Origin of the sequence: Pseudomonas sp. (assembly GCF_050739775.1) — a bacterium.
GTDB lineage: Bacteria > Pseudomonadota > Gammaproteobacteria > Pseudomonadales > Pseudomonadaceae > Aquipseudomonas.
The window spans coordinates 1-25844 of record NZ_JBOICA010000051.1 but is presented as its reverse complement, the minus strand read 5'-3'; the positions used below and the strand labels follow the sequence as shown (position 1 = coordinate 25844).

The following is a 25844-nucleotide window of genomic DNA, read 5'->3' as shown; positions in this document are numbered from 1 at the left end:
TCGGGCGAGCTGCATGTTAGCCCGATCTCTGCGTGCACCGACAGTCAGTGGTGAGCGCGACCGCTCAGCGACGACGAAACAACGGCCGCGGCTCGATCACCGAGCGCCCGTACAGCACACTCATCCCTGCCAGGCCCTTGAGCGCATCCTCGGCGCTCTTGTCTTCGCGCACGGCAAAACTGTCGAAACCGCACTGGCGCATATGACTCAGTTGGTCGCGCAGCACATCGCCAATGGCGCGCAATTCGCCGTGCCAGCCCAGGCGAGTGCGCAACAGGTAAGCCTGGCTGTAACCACGACCATCGCGAAAGCTGGGAAAATCAATGGCGATCAGTGGCAGGTTCAGCAACCAGGGGCGCAACGGCTCGACCTCATCATCCGGCCCCAGCCACAGGCCATCATGGCCGTCGGGATGCGACACCTGGCGCGCCAGCCAGGTGGCGAGCGGCAGGATCAGCAGGCCCTCGGGCAATACCGGCTCATGGTCGCGCACCAACTGCCAGCCATCCTCGGCGAGCAACTGCGGCTCGCCGTTGCGCAAGGCAATCACATTACGCATATCAGCTCCTCGGGACGCTTGGCATACACCTGCTCTTTGAAAGGCTCCAGGCCAACCCGGCGCACGGTGTCGACAAAGGTTTCGTCCAGTTCGCGATAGGCGCAGTAGGTGGCGATGATCTGCTCGATGACCCGCGGGATTTCGTCGGCGCTGAACGACGGACCGATCACCTTGCCCAAGGTGCTGTGCTTGCCCTGGGCGCCACCGAGGGTCACCTGGTACCACTCGCTACCGTTCTTGTCGACGCCAAGGATACCGATGTTGCCAATATGGTGATGGCCGCAGGCATTGATACAACCGGAAATGTTCAGGCTCAGCTCGCCCAGGTCGTGCAGATAGTCCAGGTCCTCGAAACAACGCTGGATCGACTGGGCGATGGGGATCGACTTGGCATTGGCCAGGGCGCAGAAATCGCCGCCGGGACAGGCAATGATGTCGGTCAGCAAGCCGATGTTGGCGGTACCCAGATCGCGCTCGCAGGCCAGGCGCCAAAGCGCGTGCAGGTCCTGCTTGCGCACGTCCGGGAGGATCAGGTTCTGTTCGTGGGCGATACGGATTTCGCCGAAGCCGAACTGTTCGGACCAGTCAGCCACCGCGTCCATCTGTGCCGCCGTCAGGTCACCCGGTGGCGAAGCCGCGCCCGGTTTGGTCGAAAGCACCACGCTGGCATAGCCAGGGACCTTGTGCGGTTTGACGCAACAGGACACCCAGCGGGCAAAGGCGTGGTCCTGGGCCAGGTGGGTTTCGTACTCCAGATCGCTGTCGACCACGCTGGCGTAGGCCGGTGGTTCGAAGGCCGCCGCCACGCGCTGGAACTCATCCTCAGTGAGCTGCGCCGGGCCTTCCTTGATGTGTTGCCACTCCTGCTCCACTTCCTGGGCGAAGGCCTCGATCCCCAATGCCTTGACCAGGATCTTGATCCGCGCCTTGTACTTGTTGTCGCGTCGACCGTGGCGGTTGTAGACCCGCAGGATCGCCTCGACATAAGACAACAGATGCTGCCAAGGCAAGCCCTCGCGGATCTGCAGCCCGAGTATCGGCGTACGTCCCAGACCGCCGCCAACCATGACCCGTAAGCACATCTGGCCCTGCCCGTCGCGGTACAGGTACAAGCCGATGTCATGCATCATGATCGCCGCACGGTCCTCACGGGCCGAGCAGATGGCGATCTTGAACTTGCGTGGCAAGAACAGGAATTCCGGGTTGATGGTTGACCATTGCCGGAGGATTTCGGCCAGCGGGCGCGGGTCGAGCAGCTCATCGGCCGCGACGCCGGCGAAGGCCTCGGTGGTGATGTTGCGCACGCAGTTGCCGGAGGTCTGGATGGCGTGCATCTCGACCTCGGCCAGGTGCTGGAGGATGTCGGGCACCTGGGCCAGGTCGATCCAGTTGAACTGGATGTTCTGGCGGGTGGTGAAATGACCGTAGCCACGATCATACTCGCGGGCGATCTGCGCCAGCGTGCGCATCTGGCGGGCGCCGAGGGTGCCATAGGGAATCGCCACACGCAGCATGTAGGCGTGCTTTTGCAGGTACAGGCCGTTTTGCAGGCGCAGGGGCAGGAACTCTTCTTCACTCAGTTCGCCACCCATGAAACGCTGCACCTGATCGCGAAACTGCGCCACGCGCTCGAACACCAGCGCACGGTCATACTCGTCATACTGATACATGGTTCGGACCTCATCACGGAGGCCGTTACTATGGCGTTGGGGTGTACTGAGTTACAGATTCAGGTTTGGGGGATTTATACGGATCAGATGGGCATATGCGCACAAATCCGAGGGCCTCATCACCGGGCAAGCCAGCGCCCACCCTTCTCAGAACTGCACATCAATCTAGAAAAAAGCTGCCAGCTGGCGGGGCAAGTCGTCGCAGCGCCGCTCCCAGCGCTCAACCGACGCGGGCGAAGCTGGCCAGCACCGCTTCGATTTCCCCCAATACCGCCGGATCGTCCAGGGTAGAGGGCGGCGTGTAGGCTTGCTGGTCGGCGATCTTGCGCAGCACTGCACGCAAGATCTTGCCCGAACGGGTCTTGGGCAGGCGCTTGACCACCCGCACCTGATTGAAGCAAGCCAGAGCACCGATCCGCTCGCGCACGCTAGCCACCAGTTCGCTCTGCAAGGCCGCCTCGCTGATGCCCTGAACGTCCTTGAGCACCACCAGGGCCAAGGGCACCTGGCCCTTGATCTCGTCGTGCACACCAATCACCGCGCACTCGGCCACGGCCGGATGCCGGGCGACCAGGTCTTCCATTTCACCGGTGGACAAGCGATGCCCGGAGACGTTGATGACGTCGTCGGTGCGCCCCATGATGTAGACAAAACCATCGTCGTCGAGGTAGCCGCCGTCGCCTGTGTGGTAGTAGCCCGGGTAGGTCGTGAGGTAAGCATCCAGATAGCGCTGGTGGTCGCCCCAGAGCGTCTGACTACAACCAGGCGGCAGTGGCAGGGCAATGACGATGGCGCCCTGCTGGTTGGCGCCGAGCAGTTGGCCATCGTCGTCCAGCACGCGCACATGGTAACCCGGTACCGCGCGGTTGCTTGACCCCGGCCGCGCCGCGCTGCCGTCCAGGCCCACGCAGGGCGCGGTGACCGGCCAGCCGGTTTCGGTTTGCCACCAGTGGTCGTGGACTGTCTTGGCGCTGGTCGACTCCAGCCACTGATGGGTGCTGGAATCGAGCTTCTCGCCGGCCAGGAACAACTGGCGCAGGGAACTCAGGTCATAGCGGCGCAACAACTCGCCGTCAGGGTCTTCCTTGCGGATTGCACGCATGGCGGTGGGTGCACAGAACAGGCCGTTGACCCGGTACTGCTCGACCACCCGCCAGTAGGCGCCAGCGTCCGGCGTGCGGATCGGCTTGCCCTCGTAGAACACCGTGGTGCAGCCGTTCATCAGCGGGCCGTAGACGATCAGTGAATGGCCGACCACCCAGCCGACGTCGGAAATCCCCCACCATACATCACCGGCCTGCATGCCGTAGATGTGGCGCATGGCAAAGCCCAAGGCCACGGCATTGCCGCCGTTTTCGCGAACGATGCCCTTGGGTTTGCCGGTGGTGCCGGAGGTGTACATGATGTACAGGGGGTCGGCAGCTGCCAGTTCCACCGGTGGCACTGGGCTGGCCGTGGTCGCAGCACTGTGCCAATCCAGGTCGCGGCCCTCGACCAGCGTCGCCTGGGCTTGCGGTCGTTGCAGCACCAGCACCTGACGCGGCTGATGGCGGGCCATCTGCAAGGCACGATCAACCAGCGGCTTGTATTCGATCACCCGGTCGAACTCCAGCCCGCACGAAGCCGTAAGCAGCAAGGTCGGGCGCGCATCGTCGATCCGCAGAGCCAGCTCGTTGGCGGCAAAACCGCCGAACACCACCGAATGCACTGCACCGATACGAGCGCAGGCGAGCATGGCCATGGCCGCCTGGGGCACCATGGGCATGTAGATGATCACGCCGTCGCCCTTCTGCACGCCAAGTTCGCGCAACAATCCGGCCAGGCTCGCCACTTCGTCGCGCAACTGCACATAAGTGAACGATTGCTGGCTGCCGGTCACCGGCGAGTCATAGATCAGCGCGGTCTGCTCGCCGCGCCCTTGTTCGATCTGATGATCCAGGGCCAGGTAGCAACTGTTCAGGCGCCCGTCGGTAAACCACTGGTGGGTGCCATCGGGATTTCCGCTGAGGGTTTGCAGGGGCTTGCGATACCAGGCCAGGTCATCGGCCTGTTCGGCCCAGAACGCGGCAGGATCGGCGATGGAATGGGCGTAACTGTGCTGATAAGTCATCGATACTGAACCCTGAACTTGTTGTTATTTAAAAGGGCGAGTGTCGAGTATGGACGCACGTGACGAGGCTGCCATATGACTTAAGTCTCATCGGATGTGCACAAATGCATGCCCAGTCCCTACGGATGATTGGCTGGCACTCAAGTCACCTGCTGTGCACTGATTCCGCTATCATGGCGACCGTTTTTATAGGACCCGCGTTCTCCTCATGCACACCCTCACCGACCTCAAGATGGGCCGACTGGCAGGCATTACCCGGCTCAATCTGAGCGACGAGCTTGAACAATTCCCACGGGAAATCTTCGACCTGGCCGACAGCCTGGAAGTCCTCGACTTGAGCGGCAACCGCCTGAGCGCACTGCCTGATGACCTGGGGCGCCTGCACCGGCTCAAGGTGCTGTTCTGCTCAGACAACCGCTTCACCCACGTGCCTGAAGGTGTCGGCCAGTGCCCTGTGCTGGAGGTCGTGGGCTTCAAGAACAACCGCATCGAACAGCTCAGCCCCAAAGCCTTGCCCAAGCGTCTGCGCGCACTGATATTGACGGACAACTGCCTCACGGCGTTGCCCGAGGCGCTGGGCGACTGCGCAGACCTGCAAAAGATCATGCTGGCCGGGAACCGCTTACAGTCGCTGCCCGCCAGCCTCGCGCGCTGCCAGAAACTTGAACTGATGCGCATTGCCGCCAACCGGCTGCAGGCTTTGCCGGACTGGTTGCTGCAGATGCCGCGCCTGGCCTGGCTGGCGTATGCCGGCAACCCGCTGCCGGCGCCCTTCTGCGCGCCTGAGGATCCCGGGCATTGCCCACGCATCGATTGGCAGCATGTACGCCTGGCTCAAGTGCTGGGCCAGGGTGCCTCCGGCGTGATCCATCAGGCCCGCTGGCGGGAGCAGGATGAACCAGTGGCGGTCAAATTGTACAAAGGGCAGATGACCAGCGATGGCTCACCCCTGAACGAGATGGCCGCCTGCATCGCTGCTGGCGATCATCGGCAACTGGTGCGTCTGGCCGGGCGTATCGACAATCATCCCGAGCAACTGCCTGCGCTGGTGATGCAACTGATCGACCCGAGCTGGTTCAACCTGGCCGGGCCACCGAGCCTGGCCTCTTGTACCCGCGACACTTACCCAGCTGAACGGCGCCTGAGCCTGTCATCGGTCAGACGACTGGCAAATGCCATTGCCTCGGTGGCTGCCCACTTGCACGGGCATGGCATTACTCACGGCGACCTGTATGCGCACAACATTCTGTGTGATGAAGAGGGCGACTGCCTGCTGGGAGATTTTGGTGCGGCATCGTTTTATCCGCAGGATGGCAGCACTGCAGCGGCAGCCTTGCAACGGATCGAAGTGTTGGCGTTTGGGGTGTTGCTGGGGGAATTGCTTGGATGCTGCGAGGAGGATTGCGAAGAATTGCGCGTGGTGCAGCGGTTGTGCATCCGGCCTGAAGTCATGCAGCGGCCCGGGTTTGCAGCGATCAGTCAGCACATTCGCGGCGTCTGATTCGTAGGGGCAAGCCCGCTCCCACCGGTCATACATCCACCAGGTGGGCGGGCTTGCCCCGCGATGAGGCCTTGAAGCTTTACATCAGCCAGCCAGACCTACATAGACATTCTGCACGTCATCGTTGTCATCGATAGCAGTCAGGAAGGCTTCGACTTCGGCCATCTGCTCATCGCTCAAGCCGCTGACCGGGTTCTTCGGGGTGTAACCGATCTTCGCTGAAACAACGGTGAAACCTTGAGCAGGCAGGGCCTTCTGCACCGCGTCCAGGTCGGTGGTGTCGGTGATGAACAGGGTCGAGCCCTCTTCTTCGCCTTCGGCGAAATCCTGGGCGCCGGCTTCGATGGCGGCCATTTCCGGGTCGGCGTCGGCCGAACTCGGGGTGGCTTCAATCAGGCCAACGTGGTTGAAGTCCCAGGCCACCGAGCCGGAAGCACCCAGCTGGCCTTTGCGGAACAGCACGCGAATTTGCGCCACGGTACGGTTGACGTTGTCAGTCAGGCACTCGACGATCAGTGGCACCTGGTGCGGGGCAAAACCTTCGTAGGTCACCGCATTGTAGTTCACCGCATCGCCATCAAGCCCAGCACCCTTGCGGATCGCCCGCTCCAAGGTCTCACGGGTCATCGAGGCCTTTTTGGCCTGCTCGACCGCCAGACGCAGGCGTGGGTTCATGTCCGGGTCAGCGCCAGCCTTCGCGGCGATCTGGATCTCTTTGGACAGCTTGCCCATGATCTTGCCCTTGGCATTGGCTGCTGTTTCTCTATGCTTGGCTTTCCACTGTGCGCCCATCTCGACTCTCTTTGTTTCAGGTGCCGGTTCAGGTAGCGACCGGCAAAGTGGGTGCAGTTTATACATCCTCGTTGTGGCAATCGACAAAAAAACTGCTCAGACCTTGTCGGCTTTACCGGCTGCCGCGGCAAAGCGGGCCAGGCGCACGTCCAGGCGGCGCGGGCGATGACCGTGGTCTTCAGCCTGCTCCTTGCGACGAATGGCATTGCGTACCATCAGCGAGCCCAGGTAGCGGATCGGTTCAGGCGGGAAATAACCCAGCGGGCCATTGACCAGCGGTGAGCGGGTCCATTCGTTGTCCAGCCCCAGGGCCAGCGACGAAAGGATCTGCCCGCCCATATGACAAGGGCCAACGCCGCTGCCTGAATAGCCGAAACCGTAGAACACATTGCCCTCGGCACCCTGACGACCGAAGAACGGCAAGCCGGTAACCGAGCGGTCGGAAGGGCCGTTCCAGGTCGCCGCCACCGGCACCTGGGCCAAGGTTGGGAAGAACTCGCCCAGGCTACGGCGCAACAGCGCCTCGTAGGGCGACAGCTGGTCGAACACCGGCAGCATCCGGCCACCGTAGGCAAAGGTGTTGCCGCCCTTGCCGAGCATCAGCCGGCCATCGCTGGTGTTGTGGTAGTAGTGCACGAAGATTCGTGAATCCAGCACGCTGATGCCGCTGGTCAAGCCGGTCTGGCGCAGCAGCTCCGGCTGCGGCTCGGTAATGATCATGTCGCTGGAGACAATCGCCACGCTGCGCTCGAATTGCGGGAAGGCCCGCGCCATCCAGGCATTGAGGCCCAGCACCACACGATCAGCGCGAATACTGGCAGTGGCGGTTTCCACTACCGCCTGAGGCCCTTCCTGCAAATTGGTCATGGCCGTGCCTTCATGGATACGCACACCCTTTTGCAGGGCAATCCGGCGCAGACCGCGCACCAGCTTGCCCGGTTGCACCGTGGCCGCAGCCGGTGAAAACCAGCCCTCCAGGTGCCTGGCCGAGCCGGCCAGGCGCTGCACCTGCTCCACCGGCAAGCGCTGGAACGAGTTGATGCCCTGACGTTCCAGCGCGGCAATCACGCCATCGGTGGCGCCCATCTGGGCGCGGTTGGTGGCGGTGTACAAGGTACCGTCCAGGCGATAGTCAGCGTCGATGCCATGCGCCTGGCAAAAATCACCGATGGCATAGATGCTCTGTTCCGAAGCCTTGACCAGGCGCACCGCCTCCTGCATTCCGAACAGGCGCTCGAGGGTGAAATACTTGGCCGACCACGACAACGCACAACCGCCATTGCGTCCACTGGCCCCGGCACCGCAGATATCGGCTTCGATCAACACGACATCCAGCGCCGGGTTCTGCTCCTTGAGCATCAGTGCGGTCCACAGGCCCGTGTAGCCACCGCCGACGATGCACACATCGCAGTGGGTATCAGCGGCCAGCCGTGGGCATGCGGGTTGATCTTCCTGATCCAGCGCCTGTTGCAGCCAGAAGGGTCTCATGGTCGGGTTCCTCAAAGGTTTCAGGTACGTAGCGGTTTGATGGCCATGACGGTGTTCGGTGCAACGGCCGACGTATGCTCGGCTGTTGCCGGCCGACTATTCCAGTGCGGTACCAGCACCAGTGCCGAGAACAAGGCGCAGCCGGCAAACACGATGAACACCGTGACACCGTCAAAGTAGCCCGGCAGCAGCCCGCCCAGGATCGCGCCCACCGAACCACAGCCATTGACGAAGCCGGCCGCCGTGGCACCGGCCTTGGCGGTGCCGAAATCGATGGCCGCCGCGCCGCTGATCATTGAGTCCGGCCCATATAAGGTCAGGCCCATGACGAACAGCAAGGCCACCACCAGCACCACGCTGCCACTTTGCATAGCGCCCATAAACAGCGCCAGCACCACCGTGAGCACCACCAGGCTGATCACGCAGGCCGGCATGCGCCGGGCGCCAAAGAGTTTGTCCGAGGCCAGGCCGATCATGATCGGACCGAGCAGGCCGGCCAGTTCGAAGGCGGTGGGGATGATCGCCGCACCGACTTTGCCCACCGAGGGCATCTGTTCAAAAACCATCACCGGCCCCCACAGCAGAATCGCGTAGCGTGCCGGCTTGAGCAGAAAGTACGCCAAGCCCAGGGTCAGTACGGTACGGTTGCGCAGGATCTCGCGCAGTGGCGCCCAGATGCGGCAGATCGTGGTGCCGGGCACCATGCTTTCAGGCTCCGGCTCCACTGCGGGCAAGCCGACATCTTCGGGTTTATTACGCTGGAGAAAGAAAAACAGCACGGCCACCAGCGCCACCACCGCAGCACTGGAAAAGAACGCCGCATGCCAGCTGCCGATCAGGGTGTAGGCCCACCAGCCGGCAAACGGCGAGGCTACGAGGCCGCCGAAGGCATAGCATGAACTCCACAGCCCCAGCACCCGTCCGCGTTGCGACGACGGAAAGAAACTGCCGATGTTCTTGCACAACCCGGCCCAACCGGTGGACTGCGCCAGGCCCTGGACCAGCATGCAGGTAGCGAAGATCGGGAAGGTGGCGTAACTGCCCATCACCAAGGCCGCCGCCGCAGAAATCACCAGGCCACCGAGGACCACCACCCGTGGCCCGAAACGGTCGGCGAGCATGCCCCAGGTGAACTGCCCCACCGCGTAGGCCGCCAGGTAGATGGCGTCGAGGTTGGCCATGGCCATTTTATCGAGGGGGAAGCTTGGGTCTTCGCCAATCCCCAACTTGGCCACGGAGAAGGCTTTGCGGGTGAAGTAGAACGCAGCGTAGGCAATCCAGGTGATGGCAAATATCTGCACGCGCCAACGCTTTATATCTGCAATGTGCTTATTCATGGTGACTCTGACCTCGGAGCTTGAGTGTGCCGGCAGAATTTTTAAAAACGCCTGTTTTGTTGTTGTGTTGCGCACTGCGTGGCGGCCGGTCAGGGCCGTCACCTGGTCAGATGGAACCTGGAGCATGCGGGGGTTGTCAGCCCTTGTCAGCCAGGTCCATGACCCGTTGGTCACTGCAGGTGACATGGCGGGCTGGAAGAGATAAAAACAATTACTGACTGATAAATAAAATCGATTTATCGTATTTCACAAATAAGCTCAGCTTGTAACAGGTGCTGCGATGTCGGTTTCCCATGCCCAGTTGAAAGCGTTCCATGCCGTTGCCCTGCACGGCAGCTTTACCCGCGCCGCCGAACGGTTGTTCCTGACCCAGCCGGCCATCTCCGACCAGGTGCGCAAACTTGAGGAACGCTTCGGCGTGTTGCTGTTTCACCGCAACAAGCGCTCGGTGCAGTTGACCGACCTCGGCGAACGCCTGCTGGCCATTACTCAGCGCCTGTTCGTCTGCGAGGCCGAAGCCCATGAGCTGCTCCAGGACTCACGCGCCCTGCAGACCGGCACCCTGGTGCTGGCGGTGGATGCACCGGTGCATGTCCTGCCGCAGATTGCCCAGTTCTGCCAGCAGTACCCGGGCATCAGCGTCAAGATCGAAACGGGTAACACCGACGAGTCGCTGCTAAGGCTCTTCAATTATCAGGCCGACCTGGCCCTGCTCGGCCGTGACGTGGATGATGAGCGCCTGCTCTGCGTGCGGATGCGCAGCGATCCGATGGTGGCCTTCGTGTCACATAACCACCCTTGGGCCAGCCGCGGTTCGATCAGCCTGGCCGACCTGGATGACACGCCGATCGTGCTGCGCGAACCAGGCTCGGTGACCCGCCAGACCCTGGAAGAAGAAATGCAGCGGGCGGGTCTGCGCATTCGTCCGGCCATCCAGGTCGAAGGCCGGGAAGCGGCTCGCGAGGCGGTGGTGGTGGGGATTGGCGTGGGCGTGGTGTCGGCAGCCGAGTTTGGCGCCGATGCGCGCGTGTGTGCACTGCCGATCGTTGATTGTCAGCGGCGCTTGACCGAAACCCTGGTGTGCTTGCGCGAACAGAGTTCACGGCGCTTGGTGGCGACGTTTTTGCAGATGGTCCAGGACAGTCTTTAAGTTCGCGGCGCGGCCATCGCTGGCAACGCCAGCGATGGGGCTCTCAAGCCCTACGCCGCTTCCCTCCCCCGCGCTACCGCCTGTGCCGCCGCCAGCATCGCGCGCAACAACACCGCACAGCCATCAGCCAGATCCTCGGGCGCGGCATTCTCGATTTCGTTGTGGCTGATCCCCCCTTCACAAGGCACGAAAATCATCCCCGCCGGCCCCAGCTCAGCGAGGAAAATCGCGTCATGCCCCGCGCCACTGACGATGTCCATGTGTGACAACCCCAGGCCCAGAGCCGCACTACGCACGGCCTCGACACAGCCCTTGTCGAAATACAGCGACGGGAAGTCTGCAGTAGGTGTCAGGGTATGGCTCAGCCCATGCTGCTGACAGGCGCTGCTGATCACCTCACGCACTTGGGCAATCATCGAATCCAGCCGTGCCGGCTCCAGGTGACGGAAGTCCAGGGTCATGCGCACCTCGCCCGGAATCACATTGCGCGAACCCGGATACGCTTGCAGGCAACCCACAGTGCCGCAGGCATGCGGTTGGTGCTCCAGGGCCACACGATTGACCGCCGCCACCACCATGCTGGCGCCGACCAGGGCGTCCTTGCGCAAGTGCATCGGCGTCGGCCCGGCGTGGGCCTCGACACCGCGCAAGGTCAGGTCGAACCACTTCTGGCCCAGGGCGCCGAGCACCACGCCGATGGTCTTGTGCTGGTCTTCCAGGATCGGCCCCTGCTCGATATGCGCTTCGAAATAGGCACCCACTGGGTGACCACTGACTGCCCTCGGTCCGGCATAGCCAATGGCGTTAAGCGCCTGGCCGACGCTGATGCCCTCGGCGTCGGTCTTGGCCAGGGTCTGCTCCAGGGTGAACTTCTCGGCGAACACCCCCGAGCCCATCATGCACGGGGCAAAGCGCGAGCCTTCTTCGTTGGTCCAGACCACCACCTCCAGCGGCGCCTCGGTTTCGATCTTCAGGTCATTGAGGGTGCGCATGACTTCCAGCCCGGCCAACACGCCAAAACAGCCATCGAACTTGCCACCGGTGGGCTGGGTGTCGATATGGCTGCCGGTCATCACCGGCGGCAATTGCGGGTTGCGCCCCGGACGGCGGGCGAAAATGTTGCCTACGCCGTCGATGGTCACGGTGCAGCCCGCCGCCTCGGTCCATTCGACGAACAGGTCGCGGGCCTGACGATCAAGGTCGGTCAGCGCCAGGCGGCACACCCCGCCTTTGACTGTAGCGCCGAGGCGGGCCAGGTCCATCAGCGACTGCCACAAGCGCTCGCCGTTGATATGCCGATGGGTCGATTGCAGAACGTCCTGTGCTGTTTGCATGCTGTTCTCCTGCATCTGCTGCCTGGCCTCTGCGGGCCATAGCCGCTACACGGTGGGTTTGAGGTTGGCGGCACGGGCAGTCTTGAGTTGGCCGAGCCCGTAGTAGATCAGCCCGCCCAGGGCGGAACCGGTGAACCAGCCGAAGTCGTAGAACCAGCTGAAGGCCTGGCTCTGCAGCGACAGCAGGGTCAAGGCTACCGGCACACCGAAGGCAATGAAGCCGGCGGCGTTCCAGGCCGGGTAGACGTCATCGCGGTACAGGCCGGCCAGGTCCAGGGTCTGCTTGCGGATCAGGAAGTAGTCCACCACCATGATCCCGGCAATCGGCCCGAGCAGGCTGGAGTAGCCCAGCAGCCAGTTGGAGTAAACGCTTTCAAGGCTCATGTCGCTGACAATCAGCCCAAGCTTTTTCAACAGCTCATGCGCCATCAGCAACAAACCGACCAGGCCAGTGAGCAGCACCGCCAGGGTCCGCCCGATCCACTTGGGTGCCAGGTTCTGAAAGTCGTTGGTGGGCGAAACAATGTTTGCCGCAGTGTTGGTCGACAAGGTGGCGATGATGATCAGCGCCATGGCCAATGCCACCCACACCGGGCTCTGGATATGCCCGATCAGGCTGACCGGGTCGGACACGGTTTGCCCCACCAGCGACGCCGAGGCGGCGGTCAGCACCACACCCAGCGCAGCGAACAGGAACATGGTCAGCGGCAGGCCGAAAATCTGCCCGAGGATCTGGTCTTTCTGGCTTTTCGCATAGCGGCTGAAGTCGGGGATGTTCAACGACAGGGTGGCCCAGAAACCCACCATGGCGGTCAGCCCGGCAAAGAAGTAGCCGTAGACGCTAGCCCCTTCCGGACGCTTGGGCGGCTGCGCCATCAGTTCGCTGATCGAGACGTTGGGCAAGGCCCACACTAGCAACCCGGCACCGACCAGCACCAGCAACGGCGCCGACAGGGTTTCCAGCCACTTGATCGACTCGGCACCGCGCAGCACCACCCACAGGTTCAGGCACCAGAACAGCATGAAGCCGATCACCTCGCCGGTGCCGCCCAGGGCCTTCCAGTCCGCCGACAGCGAACCGAGGAACAGGTGAATGGCCAGGCCGCCGAACATCGTCTGGATGCCGAACCAGCCACAGGCCACCAGGGCCCGGATCAAGCACGGCACGTTGGAGCCGATGATGCCGAACGAGGAGCGCAGCAACACCGGAAAGGGAATGCCGTACTTGGTACCGGGAAAGGCGTTGAGCGTCAGTGGAATCAGCACCACGGTGTTGGCCAGCAGGATCGCCAGCAATGCTTCGCCCACCGTCAGGCCGAAATAGGCGGTCAGTACCCCGCCCAGGGTATAGGTCGGCACGCAGATCGACATGCCGACCCACAGCGCGGTGATGTGCCACTTGTTCCAGGTACGCTCCTGCACCTTGGTCGGAGCGATGTCGTGGTTGTACCGGGGGCTGTCGAGGACGTCGCTGCCGGCGTCGAGTTCATACAAGCCATCACGTTCACGCACTTGCGATCGGGTCTGCTGCATGGCCACTCCACTGTTTTTGTGTTTTGGAGGTACTTGCACTGGCATGAGGGCAATCACGGCTGCCCATGAGAAATCTTGACCATTTCCACAACCTGTCAAGAACGACAAGACCACTGGTCGTTTTATCAGAACATCGAATAAGATATAAATATGTTTTATTTCATATAGTTACATCACATATAAGCTTATAAATTAATTATTTGCCCTATTCCCGAAGCCCTACTAGATTCAATTCCTGACAGCGATGACAGGTTCCGATCTACGCTGCAAAAAGTACAAAGCCTAGAACCGGTATCAACCGGTCAAGCCTGCGAGGAGCATCTGATGACGCTTATGATTCGTGGCGCCACCCTGATTACCCATGAGGAAAGTTATCGTGCCGACGTGCTCTGTGCCGACGGTGTGATCAAGGCCATCGGCACCGACCTCGACCTTCCCGACGGCTGCGAGATTCTCGACGGTAGCGGCCAGTACCTGATGCCCGGCGGCATCGACCCGCACACCCATATGCAACTGCCCTTCATGGGCACCGTGGCCAGCGAGGATTTCTACAGCGGCACCGCCGCAGGCCTTGCCGGTGGCACCACCTCGATCATCGACTTTGTCATTCCCAACCCGCAGCAGTCCTTGCTCGAAGCCTTTCACCAGTGGCGCGGCTGGGCTGAGAAATCCGCCTGCGACTACGGCTTTCACGTTGCCATCACCTGGTGGAGCGAGCAGGTGCGTGCGGAGATGGGCGAACTGGTACGCCTGCACGGCATCAACAGCTTCAAGCACTTCATGGCCTACAAGAATGCGATCATGGCCGCCGACGACACCCTGGTCGCCAGTTTCGAACGCTGCCTGGAACTGGGCGCGGTGCCCACGGTGCATGCCGAAAATGGCGAGCTGGTCTACCACCTGCAGCGCAAGCTGATCGCCCAGGGCATCACCGGCCCCGAAGCGCATCCGTTGTCGCGTCCCTCCCAGGTTGAGGGTGAAGCAGCCAGCCGCGCCATCCGCATCGCCGAAACCCTGGGTACGCCGCTGTACCTGGTGCATGTCTCGACCCGCGAAGCGCTGGACGAAATCACCTACGCCCGGGGCAAGGGCCAGCCGGTGTATGGTGAAGTGCTCGCCGGTCACCTGCTGCTCGACGACAGCGTCTACCGTCATCCTGACTGGCAGACTGCCGCTGGCTACGTGATGAGCCCACCGTTCCGCCCGCGCGGGCACCAGGAGGCACTGTGGCACGGCCTGCAATCGGGCAACCTGCACACCACTGCCACCGACCATTGCTGCTTCTGCGCCGAGCAGAAAGCTGCTGGCCGGGATGATTTCAGCCGCATCCCCAACGGCACCGCCGGTATCGAAGACCGCATGGCGGTGCTCTGGGACGAAGGGGTGAACAGCGGCAAGTTGTCGATGCAGGACTTCGTCGCCCTGACCTCCACCAACACGGCGAAGATCTTCAACCTGTTCCCGCGCAAAGGCGCCCTGCGCGTGGGTGCCGATGCCGACCTGGTGCTCTGGGACCCGCAAGGCACGCGGACCATTTCCGCGGCGACCCATCATCAACAGGTCGACTTCAACATCTTCGAAGGCAAGACCGTGCGTGGCATCCCCAGCCACACCATCAGCCAGGGCAAGCTGGTCTGGGCCAATGGCGACTTGCGTGCCGAGCGTGGTGCCGGACGCTATATCGAGCGGCCGGCATATCCGGCGGTGTTCGATTTGTTGAGCAAGCGCGCTGAGCATCAGCGTCCGACTGCGGTCAAGCGCTGAACGCACCAACAATAAGAAATATGAGGAAACCACCGTGATCGAGTCCCTCAACCACCTCCCCCGACCGTCCACCGACAATGCCACCCTGGCCGAGCACTTCAGCGACCTGGCTCCGCCTCTGAACGCCCGCCAGGCCGCCGTGGAAGCATCCCGTTGCCTGTACTGCTATGACGCCCCGTGCGTCAACGCCTGCCCCAGCGACATCGACATCCCCTCGTTCATCCGTAACATCCACCAGGAGAACGTCCAAGGCGCGGCAGAAAAAATCCTCTCGGCCAACATCCTCGGTGGCAGCTGCGCCCGGGTCTGCCCAACCGAAATCCTTTGCCAGCAGGCCTGCGTGCGCAACCATCACCAGGAGTGCGCCCCGGTGCTGATCGGCTTGCTGCAACGCTATGCCCTGGACCACGCCGAATTCACAGAACACCCCTTCCAGCGCGCCGCCAGCACCGGCAAGCGCATTGCCGTGGTCGGCGCCGGGCCAGCCGGTCTGTCCTGTGCCCACCGCCTGGCCTGGCACGGCCACGACGTGGTGATCTTCGAAGCCCGGCCTAAGGCCGGTGGCCTGAGCGAATACGGGATTGCCAAGTACAAGGTGGTCGATGACTTCGCCCAGCGCGAGGTGGACTTCGTCCTGCAAATTGGCGGTATCGAAATCCGTCACGGCCAGGTCCTGGGCGAAAACCTCAGCCTGGCCGAACTGCGACAACAGTTCGATGCGGTGTTCCTCGGCCTTGGCCTGAACGCCAGTCGCCAACTGGGCCTGGCCGACGAAAGCGCGCCGGGCATGCTGGCCGCCACCGACTACATCCGCGAACTGCGCCAGGCCGAAGACCTGACCAGCCTGCCCGTGGCTGATCGCTGCATCGTCCTCGGTGCAGGCAATACCGCCATCGACATGGCCGTGCAGATGACCCGGCTCGGCGCTCGCGATGTCAATCTGGTGTACCGCCGCGGCTTCGAGGATATGGGCGCCACCGAGCATGAACAGCACATCGCCAAAGAAAACCAGGTGCGCCTGCTGACCTGGGCTCAGCCTGAACAGGTGCTGCTCGACGATCAGGGGCGGGTACGAGGCATGCGTTTTGCCCGCACACAGATGCTCGAGGGCCGCTTGCAGACCACCGGAGAAACGTTCGAACTGGCCGCCGATGCCGTATTCAAGGCCATCGGCCAGGCCTTCGACGATCAGGCGCTGAGTGACAGCAGCGCGCAAACCCTGGCCCGCGACGGCGAGCGCATTCGCGTCGATGAACACATGCGCACCAGCCAACCCGGCGTGTACGCCGGGGGCGACTGTACCCACCTGGGCCAGGACCTCACCGTCCAGGCCGTGCAGCACGGCAAGCTGGCCGCCGAGGCCATCCATGCGCAACTGATGCTCAATGTGGAGGCTGCATAATGGCTGACCTGTCGATCGAATTCGCCGGCATCAAGGCGCCAAATCCGTTCTGGCTGGCCTCCGCGCCGCCTACCGACAAAGCCTACAACGTGGTCCGCGCCTTCCAGGCCGGCTGGGGCGGTGTGGTCTGGAAAACCCTTGGCGAAGACCCGGCCGCGGTCAACGTGTCGTCGCGCTACTCGGCCCACTACGGGGTCAACCGCGAGGTCATGGGCATCAACAACATCGAGCTGATCACCGACCGCTCGCTGGACATCAACCTGCGGGAAATCACTCAGGTGAAGAAGGACTGGCCAGATCGGGCGCTGATCGTGTCGTTGATGGTGCCCTGCGTCGAGGAATCGTGGAAAGCTATCCTGCCGCTGGTGGAAGCCACGGGCGCCGATGGCATCGAACTGAACTTCGGTTGCCCGCACGGCATGCCGGAGCGTGGCATGGGCGCGGCGGTTGGCCAGGTGCCGGAGTATGTCGAACAGGTCACCCGCTGGTGCAAGACCCATTGCTCGCTGCCGGTGATCGTCAAACTCACGCCGAACATCACCGACATCCGCCAGTCCGCCCGCGCTGCCCATCGTGGCGGCGCCGACGCGGTGTCGCTGATCAACACCATCAACTCAATCACCAGCGTCGACCTCGAACGCATGGTCGCCTTGCCGATTGTTGGCGACATGAGCACCCACGGCGGCTACTGCGGTTCAGCGGTCAAACCCATTGCCCTGAACATGGTCGCCGAAATCGCCCGCGACCCGGCCACCCGTGGCCTGCCGATCAGCGGCATCGGCGGCATTGGCAGCTGGCGTGACGCTGCCGAATTCATCGCCCTGGGCTGCGGCGCCGTACAGGTCTGCACTGCGGCCATGCTCCATGGCTTTCGCATCGTCGAGGACATGAAGGACGGCCTCTCGCGCTGGATGGACAGCCAGGGCTACCGCAGCCTGGAGGACTTCAGCGGTCGCGCCGTGGGCCACACCACCGACTGGAAGTACCTGGACATCAACTACCAGGTCATTGCCAAAATCGATCAACAGGCCTGCATCGGCTGCGGACGCTGCCATATTGCCTGCGAAGACACCTCGCACCAGGCCATCGCCAACCTCAAGCAGGCCGATGGCAGTCACCGCTACGAGGTGATCGACGCCGAATGCGTGGGCTGCAACCTGTGCCAGATCACCTGCCCGGTCCAGGACTGCATCGAAATGGTGCCACAGGACACCGGCAAGCCGTTCCTGGACTGGCAGCATGATCCGCGTAACCCCTACCGCGAAGCGTCCTGAATCGCGGGCGCAAATGACGAGGGAGGATCAGTGATCCTCCCTCGTCATTTTCACTCAGTGCATATCGCTGCGTCGATACAGGCTCAAGCCCACGGCCAATGCTGCCAGCATCCCGGCGCAGCTGCGGTTGATCCATTGCATGGTGCGTGCCGAAAAACGGCGCATGGCATGTCGGCCACCATAGGCGTAGACCGCCATCATCACCCCGTCGAGGGCGGCGCTGGTGATCGCCAGCACCAGGTACTGCTCGGCCACCGGCTGATCGGGGCGAATGAACTGCGGCAGAAAAGCCGAGAAGAACAGCAGGCCCTTGGGATTGGACAGGCCGACGAACAGCGCGCGCAGAAAGGCTGAACGGCCACTGCTCCCGGCATTCATCGGCACCCGCTCCAGGGCATTGCACGGTGCACGCCAGAGCACCCAGGCCAAGTACAGCAGGTACACCGCCCCGACCCATTTGACCAGACTGAATAGCTGCTCGGAGGCCTGCAACAAGGCACCCAGGCCACAACCCACCGCGCCGATCAGCAGCAGGTCGGAGAGCATCGCCCCGGCCATGCCGAAGCCGGCTACGCGCATGCCGTGAGTGGCACCGTTATTGAGCGCCAGGAGCATGGCTGGACCAGGGGTGATCATCACCGCACCGGCGGCGATGATGTAGAGCAATAGTGTGGAGGCGTCCATGGCGGTTTTCGCAGACAGAAGAGTCCCCAGCATGCCTGTTCGAGGTCGTCAGGACAATGCCTGTTATCGGCCCGCGACGGCCCTCGGCGGTTTGCCTCTATCATGGTGCGTACAAGGAATTTCTACCCCGAGGAAGCCATTGCCATGCTTTACCGCCTGGGCGCCGATGGTCTGGTGCTGTTTCACTTGCTGTTCATTCTGTTCGTGCTATTCGGCGGCTTGCTGGTGCTCAAATGGCGCGGGGTCCTGTGGTGGCACCTGCCAGCGTTGTGCTGGGGTATTGCGGTAGAGTTCTTTCACCTGTTCTGTCCGCTCACCGACTGGGAGAACCACTTGCGTCAGGCCGCAGGCCAGGCCGGTTACCAGGGCGGTTTCATCGAGCATTACATTCTGCCGATCATCTACCCGGCGGGGCTGACACCGGGTATTCAGGTGTTACTGGGCTCGGTGGTGGTGCTGGTCAATGCCGTGGTTTACCTGCAGGTAATCCGCCAGTGGCCACGCCGGCAGCCCGGCCACTGAAACCTGCCTTCAGCGCGTGGCAACAATGAACAGCCGCGGGAATGGCAACAGCACTTTGCCATCAGCCGCTGGCGGGTAGTCTTTCTCCATGGCGTGCAGGTAATCCGTGAGGAAATCCTGCTGCTCGTCGGCGCCCAGTGCCGCCAGGTACGGACGCAGGGCTGAGCCCTTGAACCATTCCACTACCGCCTGCGCCCCGCCCGTCAAAGGATGGTAATAGGTGGTACGCCACACTTCGACCTGGCGGCAATCGGGGCTGAGGATGTCGTAGTACTCGGCGGAGGTATGTCGTGGCGGATGCTTGATTGCACCGATCTTGTCGGCCCAGGGGCCTTGGCTGGCGATCTCGCGGGCCCGGCGGTGAGCTGGTTCATCGAGATTGTCCGGCGTTTGAATCGCCAGGCTGCCGCCCTCGGTCAGTTGCCTGGCCAGGTGCGGGTACAGCACGGCATGATCGGGCAGCCATTGCAGAGAGGCGTTGGCGAGGATCACGTCCACCCCCTGGGGCGCCGTCCAGCTGGCAATGTCGCTCAGGTTGAAGTCGATAGTTGGCAGACGCTGGTGTGCGGCCAGGATCATGTCCTCGGAGCTGTCGATGCCACTGACCACTGCCGTCGGATAACGCTCGGCCAATACCTGGGTCGAATTGCCCGGGCCGCAGCCCAGATCGACGGCCGTGCGGATGCTCTGCTGCGGCAATGCCGCCACCAGGTCGCGCACCGGTCGGGTGCGCTCGCTTTCGAAGGTGCTGTACTGCGTCGCGGACCAGCTCATTGTTGAGTCCTTGTTCGTCAGTGAAAAAGTCGGGAGCAAGCATAGAATGCCCGGCACAATTCGCCTATTGCCGCGCGCTTGCCGTTAACATGAGCACCATCAGTCCACCTGCCGGAAGCCTGCCATGACCCTGCACATCCGCCCCGCCCGACGTGACGACGCGGCCCAGATCCTTGCCTTCATCACCGAACTTGCCGACTACGAACGTGCCCGCCACGAAGTGATCGCCTCAGTGGCCGATATCGAACGCACCCTGTTCGATGACGGCGCCAAGGCCCTGGGCCTGATCTGCGAGCGCGACGGCCAGGCGATCGGCTACGCGGTATACTTCTACAGCTACTCGACCTGGCTGGGACGCAACGGCATCTACCTCGAAGACCTGTACATCACCCCCGAACAACGTGGCGGCGGCGCGGGTAAACAGTTGCTCCGGCACATCGCCATCGAGGCCTGCGAAAACGGTTGTGGCCGCCTGGAGTGGAGCGTGCTGGACTGGAACGAGCCGGCGATTCAGTTCTACCGCTCGCTGGGTGCCCAGCCGCAGGATGAGTGGGTGCGCTATCGCCTTGAAGGTGATGGGCTGAGGGCATTTGCCAACAGGGATTAACCTCTTCGCGCCTTCCGTTTCCACCAGCCTGAGGCGCGCTCATTCAAGTATCCGCTCCGGGGGCAATAAAGATCTGCTGCGGCAAACGAAAACTGCGCAGCTTGAGCAACGCCAGCGGCCCGGCGCCCAGTTCGGTGCGCAGGTGCCAGGTCAGGCCCAGACCGTCCGGCGCCTCCAGCACCAGCCGGTAGCGCGTGGCGCTGTCGTCCAGGACCGTGACCCGGGCTTGCTCCAGCAAGCGGATCAAGCCCCAGGTGCCCTGGTAGTCGCCGAACAGGCGCTCGCCGGTCCTGACGCTGGTCCAGCTCAAGCGCGCACCCGGACGATCGCTGAAGCCTGGCCAGCTGAAGCGCTGCCAGAACTCTTGCTGGTTGAAGTACTCATGCCGCTCGCCATTGACGATGAAGGTGGTTTGCACCACGTCGCGCACCGGCTTGCCTTGCAGCTCAAAACTCAGGCCCATGCCGCCGTCGGTGTAGAGCACGTCGGCCAGCTCGCTGAGCTGGTTGATCGCCGCGAGAAACTGCGGGTTGAGGCGCAAGCCCTGGCTATGGCGCGGATCAGCGACCCAGCGGTTGCCTTCCTTGCGCAGCACGCCCTGCAGTTGCTGCTGCAGGAACTGCTCGATGCGCCCGGAGTCGGCGCGGATCATCTGCCCCAGCATCGGCAACGAGGCGTCGTTGCCGGTCAGGGCAAACGGATAGCGGCCGTCGAAGGCCTGCTGCCAGTGGGTGACGATCGCCCGTTGCCACTGGCTGTTCAGGCCCGCCGCCGAGGGTTGCAGGACCCGTTGCCAGGCTTGCTGCAGCGGTTGCACGAACAGGGTCTGACCGACCGTGCCCCACTCCGCGCCGAGGCTGGCGGCGATCAGGTTGCCGTAGGCCTGGGTCTCGGTGAGTTCCTCGCTCTTGCCTTGAAACACCGTCTGCGCCAGGGCCTGGGTCATGGCCTGGGGATCCGCCGCGTTACTCACCTGCTGCAGCTTCAGGCGGACCCGCGTCACCCGGGTGAGGAACGCGGTCAGGCTCAGGGTGTTGTCGTCGCCAGTGGCTTGCGCGCCCTTGCCCAGCAAGCCCAGTAGCGGCCCGAAGCTGGCGTCGAGCGGGCTCTCGGGGCCCTGCGCCTGCTGGTCGATCACCGGGGCCTGGTCCTGCTGCAACAGGTTCTGCGCCGACTGGAGCAGCGACTCGCTCAAGGCCAGGCCACGGCTGCCCGCCTGGCCCTGATAGGCCAGGGTGTTCATCAGCGCGATCAGCGGCGACTGGCGGATGTCGCTCATCAGCGTCAGCTGGTCGATGACATCGCTGAGGCTGGCGGCTGGCTGCCAGCGCAGGCTGTTGAGCATCGTCAGCCAGGCATTGCTGTAGTCCTGAAAGTAACGCGCGGTCAGCTGTTGCTTGAGTGCCTCGGGGCTCAACTCGGTGGCGATGTCGCTGGCGTTGTCGCTGAGCACCCAGTCGATTTCCTCGCGGCGCGCCTCGGCCACCGCGTCGATGGCCTTGCGCACCTGGCCTTCCCAGGCCTGGCGGGTGAACACTCCGGGCACCCGCTCGGTGCTGGTGAACAGCGCCAGGGCATCGGTTTCGCCGACCAGCTGCTGCAGGCCCAGCGCCGGGTAATGGTTGGCCGCGCTGTCGAGCACCTGCTGGTACAGGCTGGCTTCGGCATTGCGCTGGCCGAGCTGGCCGAGCAGCACCTGGCGGGCCTGGGCGACCAGCGCCGGGTCGGCGTCGATGCGCCACTGCGGGTGGGCCGCCAGGTGCTCGGCATAGAACTGCCAGAGTTCCGGTTCGACGCTGCCGAGGGTTTGCCGCAGAAACGCCGGGTCGGCTTTTTCCGGGCGTGCCAGCATCAGGTAGGCCTTCAGTTGCGCATAGGCATCAGTGGCCCGCGTGGCCCGCTCGGGGCTGTCTGCCGGTAAGCGGATAAGGGCCTTGAGCTGGCCTTGCAGGGCGGTGGCCGCCGGGTCGCGCAGCAGTTGCTGGTTGGCCTGCACATAGTGCGGCCACAGGGCCGCGTGCAGGGCCTCGGTCTGGTCCAGGCCGAAACGCTGGTACCACGGCGCACCGTGGGCCGCGCGGTATTCCAGGCGGGCCAGCTCGTCCACCAGTTGATGCAGCGCCCGCCGTTGCTCGGCGCCCGGAGTCGCTTGTTGCAGGGCAGTCAGCGAGCCCTGCACCTGGGCGAGCTGGACGCGGTTGCTGGCGAACGACAGCAGCATGCCGACGCCCCACACCGCGGCCAGGCACAACGCAGCAGCATAGGCGATGCGCACAGGCGGCCAGCCCAGACGGCGGGGGTATCCCGATGGGTCGCCGAGCACGCCGAGCCAGGCCGGATCGGCGGGCCAATGGTTGTCGAGGCCGGCCTGGGTACTGCGTGACAGCGGCAGGCTGAACCACAGGCCGCGCAGCGTTACGCCGCGGGCGCGCGTCTTGAACACCGGGGTGAGCGCCTGACGCCAGCGGGCAATGCCCTCCGCATGCAGATCGCGGCCCAGACGCAGCAGGAAATCATGGCCGCGTTTGCCCTCAATCTGCTTGAGCCCCGCCTGGCACAACGACGGCAGCAGCGCCGTCAGACGCGCTTCCAGCTGCTCAGGGGTACCGCCAGAGGACAACAGGCAGCCCACCGCCTGCGTCGGGCGGTCGAGCTGGGACCAGGCGCTGTCGCAGACCTGCCACAGGTGCACGGGCAGTTGCCAACGCAGGGTGCGGGCGAGCGTACGCAGGTGCTGCAGGGCACTGCTCAGGGTCTTGGCATCGGCGCTCTGCTCTTTGCTCAAGGCCCAGACCACGGCGTCCAGGCCACGCCAGCGGGTCAAGCCGCGCCACGGTTGCAGGGCAGTCTCCGGCGTGGTCTTGAGCGTGCCGCCCCAGAGCAGCACGGTCTGCTCACCTTCCAGCCAGCGCTTTTCTGTCAGGCCCGGGGCAATGGCTTCGACCTGCTCGGGTTCGCCGACCACCAGAAGTAGCCGGACCTTGCGGCGCCAGAACAGGCCGTAGTGGTCGCGCAAATATCTGACCAGTTCCGCCCCTGCAGCGGGTTTATTCCCTTCGGAATCAGCTGTTGCCGGGGAACGCTCGGCAACGTCGTCGCCCTGACTCGCTTGCTGATAAGCCATTGCGCCAATGCTGCGCCCCATCAGCCAGTAGCTTGTAGTCAGCACCACCAGCAGCAACGTCATACCCACCGTTACCAATAGCCAGACCTGGCGCTCCTCGCTATCCGTCCCAACGCCCAGCAACTGCGGCTGCCACCAGAGCAACAGCCCCACCGCCAAACCAGCCAGCACCAGCACCCCCACCAGCCACCATCCCATCCAACGATCACTGCGCATCAGTTTGTTGTTCCTGGTTCGAAGAGGCAGGCATCACCACCGAGCACCACAACCGCGGGTCGTTTGCCTTTCCTGTGAAAATGACCTGTGGCGCCGCGTCAGTGCGCACAGACGCCACCGCGGCGGCAATCGCCAGCCAAGGCGTCACACAACCAGGATTGCCGAGCATGGCATCGAGGTTGTACAGCCCTTGAGCGCCCTCCAACGACATCGCACACTCGCTCACCACGGTGGCTATCGACGACGTGGTGTGCGCCTCGGTCCCGGCCTGCCAAGCGTGGCAAATCGCCGCCCCTGACAGCGGTACCCAGTCAAGCGCCTGATGCGTTGCAGCACACAGCGCCTCGGTACCGGCCGCGCGCGCTTGCTCGGGGCGGTGCAAATACGCCAAGGGCTCAACAAGGGTCTGGGTCAAGCGGTTACCGAACAGCAAACCAACTGCTGTCTCGGCAGTGCCTTCTACTTCAGCGGGTGCAAGTTGCAGCGCGACGACCAGCAACAGCGCCTGGTCGTGGATACGCTGGTCGAGCCAGTGATCCACGGCTGCCAGGCCCGCGCCGTCAATCCGGCTGACCGGCTGGCGTATGCCCGACTCGCTCCACACTTGCTGCCAGCGTTCGTTCAGGGTCTGCTCAGGCAGGCTGCTGTTCATCTCCAGCAGTAAGGCCAGGGGCCTGTCGTGCGGTAACGCGGTCAAGACCTTCGCGATATCAGCCAATACCTGTCGTGTTACGCGCAGCAGTAACGTCTCGGGTGTTTCACCCTGTTCACAGGCCAGGCGGCTGTGGCGAACGCCTTCTTTGGCCTGGCCCCAGTCGGCCTGGACCGTCAGGGCCTTGCTCGCGCTGCGCAAGGCCAGCTGCTGCGCCGCACCGTCCTGAGCGTCCGACTCGCGCAATGCGGTGTACATGCTCAGCGCAAGCACCTGCTGCGAGCGCCGGCCCTGGCCCAGCTTGCGCGCCAGATCGACAGCGCGCTGGCGGCTCCAGCCCTCGGCGATACTCGCCTGCGCCAGGTACCCCAGCGCCCGGAAAAAGCCCAATGCGCACCAGCTCAGCAAAGGCACGGCCAAGGCCACCAGCCAGAACCGCGTTGGTTGATCGGCCCAGGTGTCACGCCCCAACCACAGGGTCAAACCCACGCCCAGCAACAGCAGAAGCGGTAGCAACAACAGCCAGCGCCACAGCCGCGGTGGCGGCGGTGCGGTCTTCGGCGCGGGTGCCTTGTCGATTAACACCGGCATGAGTCAGCGCGCCGTCGCGGAGGGCAAGGATGAAATCAAGGCACAGCCACAGGCGCAGCGATGTCCATGAAAAGCGACGGGGATGCCATTGTCACGGAACCTCGAGTGGCCCTCGGCAATGACCGTGCGGCCATGACCGGGTACCGGACAGAGCACCGCATCCCCCTGGCGCGCCACGCCGATCCCCCCAAAGCGCATGCCACTGGAACCGGCCAGCACCTTGCCGCCCCCCGTGGTGCTGTCGCCAATACGGATAATGCCTCTCATTGGCTGAACTCCTTGCGCAAATCGCCGTCGTCACGACGAATGAACTGCGCTTCGCGCTCAGGCCAGGTGTACAGCTCCTCGGGCTCTCCTTTGGGGAAGAAGCCTTGCTCCGGTACGTCGATGCATTCGCCTTCTACGCGGCGGATTAACGTCCAGCCGGTTTCTGTCCATTGGGACTCCGTCCAGTTGTATGCACGCTTGCCTGTTTTTTCATTGACATAATCGCTACGGCGGACGCCTTGATAGGCTCTAATACCGCCCTCAAAATTGTCGGGATAAAGCAAACGAGTTGCCGCAAAATCGATATCTGGCAAATAGATCCCAACCTGTTTTGCGTGCTCATTTCTTTCTATTCGTACATTGGGGTCTAGTGTTCTGTCTCAGATAAAACATTCTCTACGGGCGTACCCGCCATGACCTCTCGGGCACGCTGGATCTTGCGCAAAATGTCTTCACCTTTCGCGCTCCAGACGTACCGGCAGGGCTGAGCGTT

21 protein-coding genes and 1 pseudogene are annotated in these 25844 nt (G+C 63.2%); 7 read left to right on the top strand and 15 right to left on the bottom strand.

The genetic code is table 11. From position 1 onward, the window contains the following. Positions 1–64 precede the first annotated feature (64 nt). The 3 genes from ACRESH_RS21435 to ACRESH_RS21425 form a co-directional block, all read right to left on the bottom strand. Positions 65–559, bottom strand: coding sequence for a DUF934 domain-containing protein (locus tag ACRESH_RS21435; RefSeq protein ID WP_431743851.1), 495 nt, complete (start codon positions 557–559; stop codon positions 65–67). Beyond that, complete coding sequence (locus ACRESH_RS21430; RefSeq protein WP_431743850.1) at positions 547–2229, bottom strand: nitrite/sulfite reductase; 1683 nt, start codon at positions 2227–2229, stop codon at positions 547–549. Before ACRESH_RS21430 ends, ACRESH_RS21435 begins: the two co-directional genes overlap by 13 nt. A gap of 220 nt (positions 2230–2449) precedes the next feature. Further along, positions 2450–4339, bottom strand: a complete 1890-nt coding sequence (locus ACRESH_RS21425) for a propionyl-CoA synthetase (protein ID WP_431743849.1) — start codon at positions 4337–4339, stop codon at positions 2450–2452. A 208-nt stretch (positions 4340–4547) separates the two neighbouring features. Between ACRESH_RS21425 and ACRESH_RS21420 the strand changes: the two genes are divergently transcribed. Beyond that, a complete protein-coding gene (locus ACRESH_RS21420; protein WP_431743848.1) occupies positions 4548–5840 on the top strand; it encodes a leucine-rich repeat-containing protein kinase family protein in 1293 nt (430 codons plus the stop codon). Between the two features lie 84 nt (positions 5841–5924). Here the strand turns inward: ACRESH_RS21420 and ACRESH_RS21415 are convergent, their stop codons facing one another. The 3 genes from ACRESH_RS21415 to ACRESH_RS21405 form a co-directional block, all read right to left on the bottom strand. Next, positions 5925–6632: a YebC/PmpR family DNA-binding transcriptional regulator gene (locus ACRESH_RS21415; protein WP_157193082.1), complete on the bottom strand. Its 708-nt coding sequence runs from the start codon at positions 6630–6632 to the stop codon at positions 5925–5927. A gap of 96 nt (positions 6633–6728) precedes the next feature. Continuing rightward, positions 6729–8120, bottom strand: a complete 1392-nt coding sequence (locus ACRESH_RS21410) for an FAD-dependent oxidoreductase (RefSeq protein ID WP_431743847.1) — start codon at positions 8118–8120, stop codon at positions 6729–6731. A gap of 20 nt (positions 8121–8140) precedes the next feature. Beyond that, positions 8141–9457, bottom strand: coding sequence for an MFS transporter (locus ACRESH_RS21405; RefSeq protein WP_431743846.1), 1317 nt, complete (start codon positions 9455–9457; stop codon positions 8141–8143). Positions 9458–9737: 280 nt separating this feature from the next. On the opposite strand from ACRESH_RS21405, the gene ACRESH_RS21400 reads away from it, so the two are divergent. Beyond that, the gene (locus ACRESH_RS21400; protein ID WP_431743845.1) at positions 9738–10607 is read left to right on the top strand and encodes a LysR substrate-binding domain-containing protein; all 870 of its coding nucleotides are present in this window, start codon (positions 9738–9740) and stop codon (positions 10605–10607) included. A gap of 50 nt (positions 10608–10657) precedes the next feature. On the opposite strand, the gene ACRESH_RS21395 is transcribed toward ACRESH_RS21400, so the two are convergent. Together ACRESH_RS21395 and ACRESH_RS21390 are read right to left on the bottom strand one after the other, a co-directional pair. Next, entirely contained in the window at positions 10658–11941 is a 1284-nt protein-coding gene (locus tag ACRESH_RS21395) for a Zn-dependent hydrolase (RefSeq protein WP_431743844.1), read from the bottom strand. Between the two features lie 45 nt (positions 11942–11986). After that, a complete protein-coding gene (locus ACRESH_RS21390) occupies positions 11987–13474 on the bottom strand; it encodes an NCS1 family nucleobase:cation symporter-1 (RefSeq protein WP_431743843.1) in 1488 nt (495 codons plus the stop codon). Between the two features lie 324 nt (positions 13475–13798). Here ACRESH_RS21390 and hydA point away from each other — a divergent pair, with 324 nt between their 5' ends. The 3 genes from hydA to preA are packed head-to-tail and all read left to right on the top strand — an operon-like array spanning position 13799 to position 17914. Then, a complete protein-coding gene (hydA, locus tag ACRESH_RS21385; RefSeq protein ID WP_431743842.1) occupies positions 13799–15238 on the top strand; it encodes a dihydropyrimidinase in 1440 nt (479 codons plus the stop codon). Between the two features lie 34 nt (positions 15239–15272). Beyond that, complete coding sequence (locus ACRESH_RS21380; protein ID WP_431743841.1) at positions 15273–16640, top strand: NAD(P)-dependent oxidoreductase; 1368 nt, start codon at positions 15273–15275, stop codon at positions 16638–16640. Continuing rightward, positions 16637–17914: an NAD-dependent dihydropyrimidine dehydrogenase subunit PreA gene (gene preA, locus ACRESH_RS21375; protein ID WP_431743860.1), complete on the top strand. Its 1278-nt coding sequence runs from the start codon at positions 16637–16639 to the stop codon at positions 17912–17914. The genes ACRESH_RS21380 and preA overlap by 4 nt, the downstream gene beginning before the upstream one ends. 54 nt (positions 17915–17968) lie before the next feature. Here the strand turns inward: preA and ACRESH_RS21370 are convergent, their stop codons facing one another. Further along, entirely contained in the window at positions 17969–18631 is a 663-nt protein-coding gene (locus tag ACRESH_RS21370; protein WP_431743840.1) for a LysE family translocator, read from the bottom strand. Between the two features lie 111 nt (positions 18632–18742). Between ACRESH_RS21370 and ACRESH_RS21365 the strand changes: the two genes are divergently transcribed. After that, the gene (locus tag ACRESH_RS21365) at positions 18743–19120 is read left to right on the top strand and encodes a DUF2784 domain-containing protein (protein ID WP_431743839.1); all 378 of its coding nucleotides are present in this window, start codon (positions 18743–18745) and stop codon (positions 19118–19120) included. Between the two features lie 9 nt (positions 19121–19129). On the opposite strand, the gene tam is transcribed toward ACRESH_RS21365, so the two are convergent. After that, entirely contained in the window at positions 19130–19894 is a 765-nt protein-coding gene (gene tam / locus ACRESH_RS21360; protein ID WP_431743838.1) for a trans-aconitate 2-methyltransferase, read from the bottom strand. 124 nt (positions 19895–20018) lie between these two features. On the opposite strand from tam, the gene ACRESH_RS21355 reads away from it, so the two are divergent. Beyond that, complete coding sequence (locus ACRESH_RS21355; protein ID WP_431743837.1) at positions 20019–20501, top strand: N-acetyltransferase family protein; 483 nt, start codon at positions 20019–20021, stop codon at positions 20499–20501. Between the two features lie 43 nt (positions 20502–20544). Here the strand turns inward: ACRESH_RS21355 and ACRESH_RS21350 are convergent, their stop codons facing one another. From ACRESH_RS21350 to ACRESH_RS21330, 5 genes and pseudogenes are all read right to left on the bottom strand, one after another. Then, positions 20545–23841, bottom strand: coding sequence for an ImcF-related family protein (locus ACRESH_RS21350; RefSeq protein WP_431743836.1), 3297 nt, complete (start codon positions 23839–23841; stop codon positions 20545–20547). Beyond that, entirely contained in the window at positions 23831–25084 is a 1254-nt protein-coding gene (locus ACRESH_RS21345) for a hypothetical protein (protein ID WP_431743835.1), read from the bottom strand. Before ACRESH_RS21345 ends, ACRESH_RS21350 begins: the two co-directional genes overlap by 11 nt. A 3-nt stretch (positions 25085–25087) precedes the next feature. Further along, positions 25088–25351 carry a PAAR domain-containing protein gene (locus ACRESH_RS21340; RefSeq protein WP_431743834.1) on the bottom strand — a complete coding sequence of 88 codons (264 nt, stop codon included), beginning with the start codon at positions 25349–25351 and terminating at the stop codon, positions 25088–25090. Continuing rightward, a complete protein-coding gene (locus ACRESH_RS21335) occupies positions 25348–25665 on the bottom strand; it encodes a hypothetical protein (RefSeq protein ID WP_431743833.1) in 318 nt (105 codons plus the stop codon). The genes ACRESH_RS21340 and ACRESH_RS21335 overlap by 4 nt, the downstream gene beginning before the upstream one ends. 53 nt (positions 25666–25718) lie before the next feature. After that, positions 25719–25844 (bottom strand): annotated as a pseudogene (locus ACRESH_RS21330) (IS630 family transposase); the annotation flags it as partial.

Coding starts and splice junctions, on each gene's coding strand:
- ACRESH_RS21410 (WP_431743847.1), bottom strand. CDS start 8,120: ATGAGACCCTTCTGGCTGCAACAGGCGCTGGATCAGGAAGATCAACCC.
- ACRESH_RS21355 (WP_431743837.1), top strand. CDS start 20,019: ATGACCCTGCACATCCGCCCCGCCCGACGTGACGACGCGGCCCAGATC.
- ACRESH_RS21340 (WP_431743834.1), bottom strand. CDS start 25,351: ATGAGAGGCATTATCCGTATTGGCGACAGCACCACGGGGGGCGGCAAG.
- ACRESH_RS21390 (WP_431743843.1), bottom strand. CDS start 13,474: ATGCAGCAGACCCGATCGCAAGTGCGTGAACGTGATGGCTTGTATGAA.
- ACRESH_RS21430 (WP_431743850.1), bottom strand. CDS start 2,229: ATGTATCAGTATGACGAGTATGACCGTGCGCTGGTGTTCGAGCGCGTG.
- ACRESH_RS21405 (WP_431743846.1), bottom strand. CDS start 9,457: ATGAATAAGCACATTGCAGATATAAAGCGTTGGCGCGTGCAGATATTT.
- tam (WP_431743838.1), bottom strand. CDS start 19,894: ATGAGCTGGTCCGCGACGCAGTACAGCACCTTCGAAAGCGAGCGCACC.
- ACRESH_RS21345 (WP_431743835.1), bottom strand. CDS start 25,084: ATGCCGGTGTTAATCGACAAGGCACCCGCGCCGAAGACCGCACCGCCG.
- hydA (WP_431743842.1), top strand. CDS start 13,799: ATGACGCTTATGATTCGTGGCGCCACCCTGATTACCCATGAGGAAAGT.
- ACRESH_RS21370 (WP_431743840.1), bottom strand. CDS start 18,631: ATGCTGGGGACTCTTCTGTCTGCGAAAACCGCCATGGACGCCTCCACA.
- ACRESH_RS21350 (WP_431743836.1), bottom strand. CDS start 23,841: ATGCGCAGTGATCGTTGGATGGGATGGTGGCTGGTGGGGGTGCTGGTG.
- ACRESH_RS21425 (WP_431743849.1), bottom strand. CDS start 4,339: ATGACTTATCAGCACAGTTACGCCCATTCCATCGCCGATCCTGCCGCG.
- ACRESH_RS21420 (WP_431743848.1), top strand. CDS start 4,548: ATGCACACCCTCACCGACCTCAAGATGGGCCGACTGGCAGGCATTACC.
- ACRESH_RS21365 (WP_431743839.1), top strand. CDS start 18,743: ATGCTTTACCGCCTGGGCGCCGATGGTCTGGTGCTGTTTCACTTGCTG.
- ACRESH_RS21415 (WP_157193082.1), bottom strand. CDS start 6,632: ATGGGCGCACAGTGGAAAGCCAAGCATAGAGAAACAGCAGCCAATGCC.
- ACRESH_RS21400 (WP_431743845.1), top strand. CDS start 9,738: ATGTCGGTTTCCCATGCCCAGTTGAAAGCGTTCCATGCCGTTGCCCTG.
- ACRESH_RS21395 (WP_431743844.1), bottom strand. CDS start 11,941: ATGCAAACAGCACAGGACGTTCTGCAATCGACCCATCGGCATATCAAC.
- ACRESH_RS21435 (WP_431743851.1), bottom strand. CDS start 559: ATGCGTAATGTGATTGCCTTGCGCAACGGCGAGCCGCAGTTGCTCGCC.